At 68.6% G+C, this 12236-nt stretch carries 12 protein-coding genes and 5 pseudogenes; 10 read left to right on the top strand and 7 right to left on the bottom strand.

Translation table 11 applies throughout. The annotated features are described in order from the left end of the window. Positions 1–228, top strand: a 228-nt coding sequence (locus tag ABZ396_RS31290) for a hypothetical protein (RefSeq protein ID WP_359186467.1), incomplete at its 5' end; no start/stop codon positions are given. Positions 229–508: 280 nt separating this feature from the next. Here ABZ396_RS31290 and ABZ396_RS31285 read toward each other — a convergent pair. Both ABZ396_RS31285 and ABZ396_RS31280 read right to left on the bottom strand, forming a co-directional pair. After that, positions 509–1246 (bottom strand): hypothetical protein, encoded by a 738-nt coding sequence (locus ABZ396_RS31285; protein WP_358918713.1) that lies wholly within the window; start codon positions 1244–1246, stop codon positions 509–511. A gap of 89 nt (positions 1247–1335) precedes the next feature. Then, on the bottom strand, positions 1336–1968 hold the full coding sequence (locus ABZ396_RS31280; protein ID WP_358918715.1) for an RNA polymerase sigma factor: 633 nt from the start codon (positions 1966–1968) through the stop codon (positions 1336–1338). Positions 1969–2202: 234 nt separating this feature from the next. Here ABZ396_RS31280 and ABZ396_RS31275 point away from each other — a divergent pair, with 234 nt between their 5' ends. The 8 genes and pseudogenes from ABZ396_RS31275 to ABZ396_RS31240 all read left to right on the top strand — a co-directional run. After that, positions 2203–2682, top strand: a complete 480-nt coding sequence (locus ABZ396_RS31275; RefSeq protein ID WP_358918717.1) for a DUF1877 domain-containing protein — start codon at positions 2203–2205, stop codon at positions 2680–2682. Positions 2683–2804: 122 nt separating this feature from the next. Next, the gene (locus tag ABZ396_RS31270) at positions 2805–3590 is read left to right on the top strand and encodes a hypothetical protein (protein ID WP_358918719.1); all 786 of its coding nucleotides are present in this window, start codon (positions 2805–2807) and stop codon (positions 3588–3590) included. 14 nt (positions 3591–3604) lie between these two features. Beyond that, a complete protein-coding gene (locus ABZ396_RS31265) occupies positions 3605–5830 on the top strand; it encodes a bifunctional polysaccharide deacetylase/glycosyltransferase family 2 protein (RefSeq protein ID WP_358918721.1) in 2226 nt (741 codons plus the stop codon). A 197-nt stretch (positions 5831–6027) separates the two neighbouring features. Then, entirely contained in the window at positions 6028–6582 is a 555-nt protein-coding gene (locus ABZ396_RS31260; protein ID WP_358918723.1) for a hypothetical protein, read from the top strand. Positions 6583–6758: 176 nt separating this feature from the next. Next, positions 6759–7229: an SMI1/KNR4 family protein gene (locus ABZ396_RS31255; RefSeq protein ID WP_358918725.1), complete on the top strand. Its 471-nt coding sequence runs from the start codon at positions 6759–6761 to the stop codon at positions 7227–7229. A gap of 210 nt (positions 7230–7439) precedes the next feature. Continuing rightward, positions 7440–8024 (top strand): annotated as a pseudogene (locus ABZ396_RS31250) (DDE-type integrase/transposase/recombinase); the annotation flags it as partial. After that, positions 7952–8413: pseudogene (locus ABZ396_RS31245) on the top strand (helix-turn-helix domain-containing protein); the annotation flags it as partial. The pseudogenes ABZ396_RS31250 and ABZ396_RS31245, both read left to right, overlap by 73 nt. A 7-nt stretch (positions 8414–8420) precedes the next feature. After that, a pseudogene (locus tag ABZ396_RS31240) lies at positions 8421–8672 on the top strand (integrase core domain-containing protein); the annotation flags it as partial. 24 nt (positions 8673–8696) lie between these two features. Here the strand turns inward: ABZ396_RS31240 and ABZ396_RS31235 are convergent. The 5 genes and pseudogenes from ABZ396_RS31235 to ABZ396_RS31215 form a co-directional block, all read right to left on the bottom strand. After that, positions 8697–9179, bottom strand: a complete 483-nt coding sequence (locus tag ABZ396_RS31235) for a hypothetical protein (protein ID WP_358918727.1) — start codon at positions 9177–9179, stop codon at positions 8697–8699. A 128-nt stretch (positions 9180–9307) separates the two neighbouring features. Then, positions 9308–9532: pseudogene (locus ABZ396_RS31230) on the bottom strand (transposase family protein); the annotation flags it as partial. Between the two features lie 43 nt (positions 9533–9575). Continuing rightward, positions 9576–10073: a GNAT family N-acetyltransferase gene (locus ABZ396_RS31225; RefSeq protein ID WP_358918729.1), complete on the bottom strand. Its 498-nt coding sequence runs from the start codon at positions 10071–10073 to the stop codon at positions 9576–9578. 215 nt (positions 10074–10288) lie between these two features. Beyond that, entirely contained in the window at positions 10289–10825 is a 537-nt protein-coding gene (locus ABZ396_RS31220) for an SMI1/KNR4 family protein (RefSeq protein ID WP_358918731.1), read from the bottom strand. A gap of 79 nt (positions 10826–10904) precedes the next feature. After that, positions 10905–11459 (bottom strand): hypothetical protein, encoded by a 555-nt coding sequence (locus tag ABZ396_RS31215; protein WP_358918733.1) that lies wholly within the window; start codon positions 11457–11459, stop codon positions 10905–10907. 563 nt (positions 11460–12022) lie between these two features. Here ABZ396_RS31215 and ABZ396_RS31210 point away from each other — a divergent pair. Then, a pseudogene (locus ABZ396_RS31210) lies at positions 12023–12236 on the top strand (transposase); the annotation flags it as partial.

Below are 12236 nucleotides of genomic sequence, written 5' to 3'. Positions count from 1 at the left end.
GAGCCGGAAGAGGAGCCGGAGCTGGCGGGCGCGGACGTGGCGGCGTTCGACCCGCCGGTCGATGCGCCGACGGGCGCCCCCGCAGACACCGGGGTGGTGGAGTTGGCCGCAGAGGTCGAGCCGACAGGACCGCAGGCGGTCATTGCCAGCCCGGCGACGACGAGAACGGCGGTCGAAAGGCCCCAACGAGCAGTCCTGGTACGCATGGTGTCCCTCTTTCGGTATTGACTTTCGCCCCGGTGACGATGAGTTCGAGCCGCCCCCGATTCGGAAGCAACCACCGGCGGCTGAGAAGACTTTCGCACTCTCAAGGGCCCAGGTCGGCGCCTGTTACGCCCCCGTGGCGCAACACCACACACGTCACGACAATCGACACCTGAACGAGGAGTTCGTGGCATGACGGCGCTCCGCTGGCGCCCCGCCGGCCAGGACGTACGAGGGCCCACCGCGGCGGTAAGGCCCTGGTCATGCGCCGGTTGCCTGCTCGCGGACTCCGGGGGCGGCGGCTCTACTTGATTTTCCCGTTGCCCTTGCCGCCGCTCGCTCGGCCGTTTCCGATCGCGTTCTTCGTCGCCGTCGAGCCGTTGCCGACACCGGGCTTGCCCGTACTGCCCGACTTGCCGGGCGCGGCCGTCGCCGACGCCAGCTGCTCGGAGCAGTATGCGGCGACCCTGTCCTTCCCGCCGGCGGCCGTGACGAGCCGCTGCCAGGCTGTCGCCTCGAGCGCTTTGCCGTGGCCCTTGACCTGTTCGTAGGCACGGCAGTGGGCTTCGGTGTCCTGCGCGCGGGCCGGGCCGCCCACCGTCCCGGGGCCGCCGGAGGTCGTCGACGGGGCCGCACCGCCCGGCCGGGCCGGGGCCGCCGCCGGGTGCGCGGTTCCCGGGCCGTCACCGGCACCGTTCGTGGAAGAGCCCGCCGAACCGATGGCCGCGACCGCGACACCGCCCAGGGTGAGGCTGGCGAACACCACACCGAACGTCATCTTCACGGACCGCCCGGCACGCCGCTCCGCGGGCAGCCGCCAGTCGTCCCGGCGCCGGGTACGCGCCCCCGTGTCGCGGGCGGCCCGGAAGGCGGTCAGGGCCCGCTGCTCGGCCTCGTGGTCCTGAACGCCTTCGCGCAGGGCGGTGGCCAGCACCGATTCCAGCGCGGCGGCGTCACGCGCGTCCAACGGGCCGGACTCGGTGCCGCCAGGGTGCTCACGTCGGCGGCCCGACACCCCGTCGCCGTTCATCCGATCACCCATCTCTGCTTCCGTTCCGGTCCGATGTGTTCGATTCGTTCCGCGTGCCGGACCCTTGTGTCCGCCAGCCGGCCCACTTTCGTCGGCGTCGTTCATTTCGACTCCCCCAGCGTCGGGGAAGCCTCACCCGTCACACCCTCGTCCGCGTCGCTGTCGAGGCCGAGCTGGCGGGCGAGGCGTTTCAGGCCGCGATGGGCGGCGGTCCGTACAGCTCCCGGACGCTTGCCGAGGACACGCGCCGCGGCGGGGCCGTCCAGGCCGACGACGACCCGCAGGAGGACGGCCTCGGCCTGGTCCCGCGGCAGTCCGCGAACCAGTTCCAGGGCCCACTCGGTGGAGAGGGACTCCAGGGCCTGTTCATGGGTGTTGTGCGGGCCGGGCAGACCCAGTACGTCCTGTTCGGTCCCTCCTGGCCGAGGCCGCACCCGTTGGCGGCGCAGATGGTCCAGTGCCCGGTGCCGGGCGATGGTCGCCGTCCAACCGCGGAACCCGGCCCCGTCGCCTTTGAAGCGTCCGATGTCGCGGGCGATCTCCAGCCAGGCGTCGGACGCCACGTCCTCCGCTTCGTCACCGACGAGCCCGCGCAGATAGCCGAGCAGGCCGGGCTGCACCAGCCGGTAGGCGACGGCGAAGGCGGTTTCGTCGCCGTCCTGGGCCCGCGCAACTGCCGTGCCCAATTCCCCGTCGTACGCCTGTACGCGCCGGGGTTGCCGTGTCTGGCCCAAGACTGTCCTCGTTCGCGCCGTTCATCACTGCTGCATGCCGTCCGCCGCGCTCCGGTCGCCTCGACGGCCTCCATCGTGACCAGCGTCCTTCCTCACAGAAATGTCACAACGCGCCAGGCCTCCTACACGTCGCCCGCCGAAGCGCCCAGAGCCGACCGCCGCATTCGCGACTTCCCGCAACGGAGTTCTGTGGGGGCGCGTGATGCTTCGGCGCCCCCGTGCGCTCCCTATGGCATGAGTGCGTACCTCCGTCTGCGAGCGGTGCCGCCCCCGGCACTGCGCAACAGCGCGACCTGGATCGAGCGACTCTTCGAGGACGGCCCGGAGGCTGTCCGGCACCGCGAGGAGGTGCTGGGCGAGCGCTATCTGGATCAGGAGCGCATCTACGCCGGTGTCTGCCCGCGTGATGCCGAGAACCGGCCCGGGACCCAGGTGGTGCTCGGTGGCCGACCGGCGTTCCGCCGCGCCCCGCGCCAGCCGCTGTTCCTGGTGTTGACGGCGGGCCAGGCCCGCCGGGTGGCCGAATTCCTGACCACGGCCGATTTCGATGCGCTGTGGTTCTTCGCCCGCGACGAACTGCTGCCGCGCTACGGCGGTGTCATCGCGGAGACCGAGACGTGGGGTGCGTTCGCTGCGGAGCACCGGGAGCTGACGGCTTTCTACACGCGGACGGCCGAGTGCGGGCAGGCGGTGGTGAAGCGGCTGTCGGCCTGAGACCGGCGGCTTCCTTGCACCGGACGGTCCGTTCTGTGAAGGCGAGGTGTAACACTTCCGGCCGAGTGCGCTCTTTCCATGCGGACGACCTTGTCGGTCGGCCAGGACAGGGGACGTGACTCGTGCAGGGGACCAACGAAAGCGGCGGAGCGTACGGCGAGGATCCGTACGGCGGCGCCGGGCACACCTACGCCTACGGCCACGAGAACGGCGGCGGCGCCCCCACCGACACGGCCACGATGTCGTGGGATCCGGTGGAACCCGCGCAGCGGACGCACCCGCAAGGCGACCCCCAGGTGATGGAGGCGTACGCCCGGGCCATCGGCATGCCGCAGTACGTGGCCGAGCCGGTCCCCGTCACGTCGCCGTGGGGTTCCCCCCACGGCGACGTCCCCATCGGGCTGCCCCCGGAGTTCGACACCTCCGAATATCCCGTACCGGAATCGGACACTTCGGCAGACGAGTCGGCGCGGCCCGTCTTCGTCGATTCCTCCGGGCGACGCCGGCGCCGCGTGCGTCGTGCCGCAGGACTGCTGATGATCCCGGCCGGCGGCTACTTCGCCCTGTTGATCAGCACGATGCTGGGCGGTCCCGGCATCAGTGCCCCGTTCGTCCCGCAGCCGGACTCCACGCACCGGACCCCACCCCGGGCGGCGGTGCCCGACTCCTCGTCCGGCACCGGACACTCCGCGGGGAGCCCGAGCCCCACTGCGGCGCGGCAGAACTCCCGCTCCGCGGTGCCACACACCCCCGGTGCCACCGCCCGGCCGGCCGCCTCTCTCACCGCGACGGTCACGTCCGAGCCCACCGAGGCGCCAACCGCGACCACGTCCCCGACCTCTACGACCCCCTCCGCCCACGTGCCCAAAGGCCGCGCCCTCGGCTCGTCGCACAGGCCCGTGAAGTGATCCAAGGCCCTGACGTGACCGATCGCCGACACCGCAGCGCTCCTCCGCGCCGCCCCAGCCGTACCCGCCGGATCACACCTCGCACCCACTGGATGCTGCTGAGCGTGCTGGCGGTGGCCCTCTCGACGGCCCTCCTGTTGCAGGGCTACACCCATCACATGTTCGGGATCACGTCGGACGACGTGACCGGCGCCCGTGGCCGGAACGACACGGTGCCCAGCCAGGTGGTGCACGGCGGCCCCGTGATAGCGAACGCCGCCACCGCCCCGCACACCGGCTGGGTGAAGCCCCGTACCATCGCGCTGACCTTCGACGACGGCCCGGACCACGTCTGGACGCCGCGCATCCTGGACGTGTTGCGCCGCAACCATGTGCACGCGACCTTCTTCGTCGTCGGCACACAGGTCGTCGCCCACCCGGAGCTGGTCCGCCGGATGGTCGCCGAGGGCCACCAGATCGGCATCCACACCTTCACCCACCCCGACCTCGCCCGCCTCGCCCCCTGGCAGCGATCCCTGGAACTGCGCGAGACCCAGCTGGCGGTGGCCGGGGCCGCGGGCGTCACCACCGCGCTGCTGAGGCCGCCGTACTCCTCGAAGAACGACGCACTGAGCGATGCCGACTGGTCGGTCCTCAAGCAGGCCGACGCGGCGGGCTATGTCACGGTGCTCACCACCCGGGACGCCGAGGACTGGCAGCGTCCCGGAGTGAGCCGCATCCTCACCAACGCGACCCCGCACGGCACCGCCGGTCAGATGCTGCTCATGCACGACGCCGGCGGCGACCGGTCCCAGACCGTCGCCGCGCTGACCGCCCTGCTGCCACGGCTCAAGGCGGACGGATACAGCTTCGCGACCGTCTCCGACGCCGTCGGCATGGCCGCACCCGTCCGGCCCGCCGGGCTCAGCGACCATCTGCAGGGCCTGGCCCTCGTCCGGGTGCTGGAGGCCGGCGACTGGCTGGTGTGGCTGCTGGGCGTGCTGATGTACACGGCCGGGGCGATCAGTGTGCTCCGCGCGGCGGTCGTCCTGTTCGCCGCGTGGCGGCACCGGCGCCTGCGCACGGGGCGCCGGAGCCGGATCTGGGGGCCGCCGGTGACCGAGCCGGTCAGCGTCATCGTCCCCGCGTACAACGAGAGCGCCGGTATCGAGGCGGCCGTGCGCTCGCTGCTCGCCTCGGACCATCCGGTGGAGATCATCGTGGTTGACGACGGTTCGACCGACGGCACCGCCGACCTGGTCGAGTCGCTCCGCCTGCCGGTGCGGGTGATCCGGCAGCAGAACGCGGGCAAGCCCGCCGCGCTCAACACCGGACTCGCCGCGGCCCGCTTCGAACTGGTGGTCATGGTCGACGGCGACACGGTCTTCGAACCCGACACCGTCCGCACGATCGTGCAGCCTTTTGCCGACCCGCGCGTGGGTGCCGTCTCGGGCAACGCCAAGGTCGTCAACCGCGGCGGTATGCTCGGCCGCTGGCAGCACATCGAGTACGTGGTCGGGTTCAATCTCGACCGCCGTCTGTTCGACCTCGCCGAATGCATGCCGACCGTACCCGGAGCGGTCGGCGCGCTCCGCCGCCGGGCGCTGCTCGCCCTCGGCGGCGTCAGTGACGTCACCCTTGCCGAGGACACCGACCTCACCATGGCGCTGTGCCGGGCCGGCTGGCGCGTGGTGTACGAGGAGGGCGCCAGGGCATGGACCGAGGCGCCCGCGTCCCTGAACGCCCTGTGGCGCCAGCGGTATCGCTGGTGCTACGGCACCCTACAAGCGATGTGGAAGCATCGCGGCGCACTGGTGCAGCGCGGTGCGGCCGGAAAACTGGGCCGCCGGGGTCTGGTCTATCTGCTGCTCTTCCAGGTGCTGCTGCCGCTGCTCGCCCCCGTCGTGGACATCTTCGCCCTGTACGGGCTGCTCTTCCTCGACCCGGTCCGGATCATCGGGCTGTGGCTGGCCTTCCTGCTGCTGCAACTCCTGATGGGCCTGTACGCGTTCCGCCTCGACGGGGAACGGCCGGGCCCGCTGTGGAGCCTGCCGCTGCAGCAGTTCGTCTACCGCCAGTTGATGTACCTGGTGGTGATCCAGTCCGTCTACACCGCCGTGTCGGGTTCGCGGCTGCGCTGGCAGCGCATGGAGCGGTACGGCAGTCTGCGGGCCCCGGCGGGCGCGGAGGCGCCCGGCGACGACCTGCCTCCGCAGCATCCCGGCTTCGCACACCTCATGGACAGTGAGCACAGCCCATGAGCGGACACCGACGCAGGCCGCCGCAGCGCCTCAACGGCGGCAGAAGTGCGGGGGGTCACCGCGCCATGTCCCACCCGGCCGGACGTCGTGACCAGGCCACACGAGAGGACCTGCCAGGCCGCGCCCGCAGAATGGCACCACAGAAGAAACCTTGGATCGACTACCCGCGCCGGGGCAGGACGGGACCACGCCGCTGGATGCCGTCGATACGCCAACTACTTGCGCTCTTCCTGCTCTTCTTCGGCGGCACGACAGCGGCCGTCGGCTACGCCTACGCCACCGTCACCATCCCCGATCCCAATCCCACGACACTGCTGCAGAACAACGTCTACTACTGGTCGGACGGCACGGTCCTGGCGACCGACGGCAGCGTCAACCGGCAGAACGTCACGCTCGCGCAGGTACCCGCCGACGTGCGGTGGGACTTCATCGCTGCGGAGAACTCTGTGCGTTTGCTCTTCCCGACCTTCGGTGATGCGCGGCTCCCCGACGACGCGGCTGTTCCACTCACTGCCGCGCTTGCCGCTCTCACCTTGATTGAAGAGCCCGCCGAAGTAGCGGGGATGCTGCTGGAGAACCAGGGCCAGTGGGAGCCTGCCCACTGGAGGCTGGCGGACGCCATCTGGATCAATGACGGCGGGCACTCCTACCGAAACCCCTGCAACGCCTTTGCCCTGCCGGAGAAGCGTCTCCGGGAGATCAACAACGCTTTGAACGGTGAGGAGCGACGGCCACACCGGGCATCCGACTGAAGCCCTGAGCTTGGGAAGCTCGGGTTCTCTGAACGCGCTAGCTGTTCTGACCTGCGGTGGACGTGGACCGGTGCGCAGGCGGTCGACAGTTTTTTCCCCGCTGTTCCCCGTGGTTCTCCGCAGGATCTGGCACACATCTGGCACGTCCGATCGCTCTGGGCTGAGAGTCTGAGCCGATGAATGATGATGAGGTTGTCGAGGCGTTGCGGATCGTAGCTCGGGCGAGGACTTCGCCACCGCCCGCAACACCCGAGGCTGTTGCCGGGGCGGAGGAGGCCATCGGGTTCCCGCTGCCTCCTCTCCTGCGGCGCTTGTACGTCGAGGTCGCCAACGGCGGATTCGGCCCGAACGAGGGGATCCTGGGCGTGAGCGGTGGGGCCGCGCAGGGCAACTTTGCGGACATCGCCGAGCTGTACCAGGACGGCCCGGATCCGTCCGGTCGTATCCCGGCCGGCCTGGTGCTGATCTACGACTGGGGCTGCACCATCTGGTCGCTGGTCGACTTCCGCGATCCTGCGGGCGTCATGTGGTGCAACCATGAAGGCGAGTGCTGGCCCCAGGGCATGAATCTCGCGGAATGGCTGACGGGCACGCTGGCAGGAACCGTGACGGTGGAAGCACTGTTGGAGAGTCAACCCGCCTCATAGGCCGGATGCCCCAGTGTCCTGAGCTGGTACTTCTCCATCGGGGTTACGGGATGAACCGGCGACCTCTTCGTCCCGAAGCAACTCTTGTGAGGGCTCATCCTTGGGCCGTGGCTGCTCTGAGCTGCTGCGATGGTCCACCGGTGTGTGTGGACGTTCGCCACTGTCCGCCTGCGTTGTCACGCAGTTAGACACTCAGCGGTTGGACAGGTGCGGCAGGGCCATCAGGTGGCCCGCTGCACCGTCGAGCGACTGACGCGGGAACTGGGTATCACCGGGGCGGTCCGCGGCAAGAAGGTCATCACGACGATCCAGGACCAGGCGGCCGGGCGGGCACCGGACCTTCTTGACCGCGACTTCGTGGCTCCGGCCCCGAACCGGTGCTGGGTGGCCGACTTCACGCACGTCGCAGCCTGGGCCGGCACCCTCTATGTCGCCTTCGTCGTCGACACCTTCTCCCGCCGCATCGTCGGCTGGTCCGCTGCCACCAGCAAGGAGACCCAACTGGTGCTGGACGCATCGGAGATGGGGCTGTGGCAACGCGACCGCGAGGGCCACCGCCATGTCGCTGGTGAGCTTGTGCATCACTCCGATGCCGGTTCGCAAGGCGAATTCAACTGGTCGTCGCAACACCTTGATCACGGAGGTGTTGGATGGGACGACCGAGGAAGCCGATGCCGCAGGCGCCGGCCGGGGCCCGACGGCAGTGGGCCGCGGATCGGGCGATGCGGGCGCCGATGCGCTCGCCCGGCCGCCCGGAGCCGTCGCGCGCTGTGCAAAGGGAGTTCTGGCGCCTGATCGCGTCCGGGGCCACAACGGTCCAGGCCGCCGAAGGGGTCGGCGTGTCGGCACCGGTCGGGATCCGATGGTTTCGACACGCTGGCGGGATGACGCCGCTGAGCCTGGACAAGCCCACCGGCCGGTACCTGTCGTTCGCCGAGCGTGAGGAGATCGCGCTGCTCAAGGCCCAGGACAAGGGCGTGCGCGAGATCGCTCTCACGATCGGCCGCGACCCCGGGACCGTCTCTCGTGAACTGCGCCGAAACGCTGCGACCAGGAGCGGGAAGCCGGTCTACCGTGCCGTGGTGGCGCAGTGGAAAGCGCAGCAGGCCGCAAAGCGTCCCAAGACGGCGAAGCTGGCGGGCAACGAGCGGCTGCGCGAGTACGTGCAGGACCGGCTCGCTGGTCGCGGCATCCATCGGTTCGGTCGGCGATGCCTATGACAATGCCCTGATGGAGTCGACGATCGGTTTGTTCAAAACCGAGCTGATCAAGCCCCGGCGGCCCTGGAAGACTCTGTCCGAGGTCGAGTTGGCCACCGCCGAGTGGGTCGACTGGTTCAACCACCGCCGCCTGCACGGTGAGATCGGCCACGTCCCGCCCGCAGAATATGAAGCCACCTACTACCAGCAGAACGCAAATCCCCAGGTCACAGTCACAACCTAGAGTCTCGATCAAACCCGGAACGGTTCAACCTCTCTCAAAACGGAACCCCAAAGAGCTCATCAACTCTCGCACCAGGTCTTCCGCGAATGGGTCGGCCTCGGCGGCGAGCACCGCAGCCACCGCATCAGTATCTGGTTCACGGCCAGCCTCTCTCGCCCAGTCTGCTGCGAGGGGGGCGGCCTCCTTGTTCCGTTTCAGCAACTGCTCCGGAGCGCCGTAAGAGTCTCGCGCCATCTGCGGCGACAGCACGCACTCCCACCTCGGCCCCTTCGGGCTGGCTGCCTCCACCGCCGCCACATCACTGTCAAACACATGGGCGACGAGCACGGGGGCCTGCGTCTCCTGCACGATCGAGTCGGCGGGTCTACCACCGGCGTGGAGTTGCACGATCTGCCAGGCACCGTCTTGAGCCGACCAGGACAGGTCACCGCGTGCCTGCCGCATCGCAGGCAGCTCTGCCAATGGCCCGGCGCACCGGGCCACCACGAAAGATCCAAAGAATCCCATGAGCCAAGATGCTATGAGCCGCTGCTGACAACGCCTCTTACTCCGGCCGTCAGGCGACCCGCCGAACGCCAGGAGTTCGGGCACGAGGCGGGTGCGCTGCGCCGCTCGATGCGAACTACGGGCGGGACGATGCCGAACAGCGGGGCGAGCTGGCGCAAGGTCAAGTTCGTGCGCCAGTACGCCGTGACCAGCAGGATGAGGTCCTCCAACGGCAGCCTCCATGGCCGCCCGCGCCGCGACTCGTTCCCGATCTCACGGCGCACCACGGTCACCAACTTGCCGAAACAGCGGGGGCTCAGCCCGGTGAACGGGGCTATCCAGGACGGCTCCGACGCCGTGATCACACCAGCCACTACAAGATCATCTCAGTGGGTGCGAGCCAACCTGCCAGATCCGCTACCCACGCCCAAGGGCCTTGGTGAACCAGTGATCCGCTCTGCCATGGCCTTCGTAGGGCGCGATCTCCTCGTACCCGTGCCGCGTGTACAAAGCCCGTGCCTCAGTGAGTTGGGTGTTGGTCTCGCACACGATCTGAGCAGCGCCCAACCTTCTGGCAGCTTCCTCGACGGCGAGCAGCAGACCTCGGCCGAGCCCGGCTCCCCGCCCGGCGGGGTGCACGTACATCCGCTTGAGCTCCGCGGTCTTCGGGGTGCCGCCAAGCAGTCTGAGACCCGCGCAGCCCAGAAACTCGCCCTCTTGACTGCGTGCGACGAGAAACTCACCAATGGGCGGGCTGAGGTCCTGGTGCGGGTCCTTGGCGAGCACTGCTTGAAGTTCCTCGTCTGTGGCTGTGCGTCCCAGCACCCGCCGTCCCATCTCCATGAAGTACTGCAGCATCACCTCGTCCACAGCCGGGCCGATGACGGGCTCGGGCTTGATCGTCCAGGCAGACATGCAGGCCATGGTCCCGAACTCGCCGTGAGCCGTCCACAGTTCTATCGCCAGGCACAATCGGCCGCGGGCCGCAGTTAGAGATCATTACGGGACAGCCTTTAGGAACAGCGTTTGACGACCGGTTCCGGAGGCAGTCGGTGATCACCTGGCTCACGGATCTCGATGAGAAACGACGGCACTGTCGTGTCCACGAAAGTGGTACGGCCAGCCTCTCGTCACAGTAGCTGGCCGTCGAAGGGGTCGCCGGAGCCGGGCTGGAACGTTGTGCCGAGGTTGTACTGCGCGATCCCGAAAGGTTGAAAATCGGCATCGGCAAGGACGCGGTAGAGGAACTCCGAGGTGGACATGTCGTACCGGTGCCATGCGCCGACGTCATTGGACCGCGCGAGGACGGGGTACTCGCCCGGCCGCTCGGCATCGATCAGCCAGAAGTACTCGTCGGCCCATTCGGTGGAGCCCCACTCAACCAGCCCCTTGCTGCCCGGCGCGTAGATCGCATAGGGCTCGACGGCGGAGACGTTTCCGAGCTTGCTGTCCTGGTCGACTGACAGGGAGACCCGCCACTGTGTCAGGAAGTCGAACGCGGGGCCTTCGTCGCGCCCCAGAAAGTAGAGGGAATCACTGAAGACGCCGCCGCCGAACACCTCGTAGAGCTCCTTGTAGTCCGCCGGCAGCGGAATCCCCAGCTCTCCCTCGATCGCCGCCCAGTCGACGGAGATCCCGAGCGGCTCCCACCCGGTCAGTTCGATCACTCGCTGAACCCACATACAACAATCTTTTAGCACCGGTCTTTGTTCCGATGTCCCATCTGCCGCGGTCAGCGCCGAACCCTCAGCTGCGCCTGCTTGACGGAAGGTCTGTGTCGTCCAAGGCGGCCCGCGCCGCCGATGTGAAGCTGCCGAGGCGCTCGGAGACCATGGTCACCTCAACGGCGTGACGCTCAACGAAGTTGACGTTGCGCTCCGGGGCACCCGAGGAGTCGCGCCAGGCGAGAAGAGTCGTCTGCATCGAGCGGAGCCCCAGGCGGACGCTGTGTGCGGCCTGCTCCACTGAATCGGGCCCCTCGATTGCGAGGCCGGCCCAAGCTGCCTGCACCAGAACCAACTGATCTTGCGCGATCTGGAGTCGCCGATCTGCCTCCGCCACATCCGGGACGTCGCCTATCAGCGCTCGTGCGGCCATCTTCAGAGCGCTGCGCGACTCGTTGGCCGGGGCCAGGAAGGCGCTGTACGCGTCTCGCCGTAGTTGTCTGCGCCACTGGGAGTGCTCGACCCTGGCTTGCCCCTCCAGCTGCCGCCGTGTCGACCCACTGGAGATCGCCGACGCCGCAACCGTGCCGAGAACACCTACCGTTGCACCCAGTAACGCCGCAAGTCCCTGGTCCATGCGGGGGATTATTCACTGGCGACCACATACGGTCACCGGCAGGGCCGGTTCCACGGGGAACTGGCGACACTTGAATAGGCGAGCCCACCAGTATCCCCCCGTCGCTCAGGTCAAGATCGGCAGCTATCGCACCCAGCCGAGGGCCGATGCTGCAACGCTGTGTAACCGTTCTGGTGGTCGTCTCTGGGGAGTGTGCTGAGGGTTCGGGGGTAAGTGGATCCCACATAGCGGCGCTTCGGACGTGAGGCGGACGGATGGGTTTCGCTGGGCAAGATGAGGGCCAGGGGCGGCTCGTAGATCGTCCGATTGAGGTCTCCGCCGCGTTCGAGGACAGTACGGAGATCGCTGAGGCTCGTGGCTTGGCCCGCGACTTCCTCACGTCGTTGCAGGCTGTGCATGGATTGCCAGTTTCCGGGCGGGTGATGGGCACGGTGCAGCTAGCCTCGCGCTTTCATGAAGCGGGCTGTCCGGTAGGTGGTCAGGACAGCAGAAAGTGCCTCTGACCAGCGAGAATGAGGATTGTCGAGGTCCTTGTTCCCGCCACCGCCGGAGGCACTTTCCAGGTGAAGAAGCGTATCGGGTCCTACCCGCGTGTCCGCGTCGAGGGCGGCGGTCGCGGGATCGTCTCGCAGGCGCCGGAGCCGTGCTGCTGGTCGAGACGGTCCGCAAGTCCGGTCTGGATACGGCGATATCGGCGGCGCTTGCTCCGTGGCGACCGCCGCGGGCGGTGCACGATCCGGGCAAGATCCTGCTGGATGTCGCGCTCGCGGTCGCGCT

The sequence above is a fragment of the Streptomyces sp. NPDC005866 genome (assembly GCF_040629895.1).
Taxonomy (GTDB): Bacteria; Actinomycetota; Actinomycetes; order Streptomycetales; family Streptomycetaceae; genus Streptomyces.
This window is presented reverse-complemented; position numbering and strand designations above follow the sequence as displayed.

Bases quoted from the DNA above. Each gene is read 5' to 3' on its own strand.
- ABZ396_RS31285 (WP_358918713.1), bottom strand. From the start codon at position 1,246: ATGGGTGATCGGATGAACGGCGACGGGGTGTCGGGCCGCCGACGTGAG.
- ABZ396_RS31275 (WP_358918717.1), top strand. From the start codon at position 2,203: ATGAGTGCGTACCTCCGTCTGCGAGCGGTGCCGCCCCCGGCACTGCGC.
- ABZ396_RS31260 (WP_358918723.1), top strand. From the start codon at position 6,028: ATGCCGTCGATACGCCAACTACTTGCGCTCTTCCTGCTCTTCTTCGGC.
- ABZ396_RS31255 (WP_358918725.1), top strand. From the start codon at position 6,759: ATGAATGATGATGAGGTTGTCGAGGCGTTGCGGATCGTAGCTCGGGCG.
- ABZ396_RS31235 (WP_358918727.1), bottom strand. From the start codon at position 9,179: ATGGGATTCTTTGGATCTTTCGTGGTGGCCCGGTGCGCCGGGCCATTG.
- ABZ396_RS31225 (WP_358918729.1), bottom strand. From the start codon at position 10,073: ATGTCTGCCTGGACGATCAAGCCCGAGCCCGTCATCGGCCCGGCTGTG.
- ABZ396_RS31215 (WP_358918733.1), bottom strand. From the start codon at position 11,459: ATGGACCAGGGACTTGCGGCGTTACTGGGTGCAACGGTAGGTGTTCTC.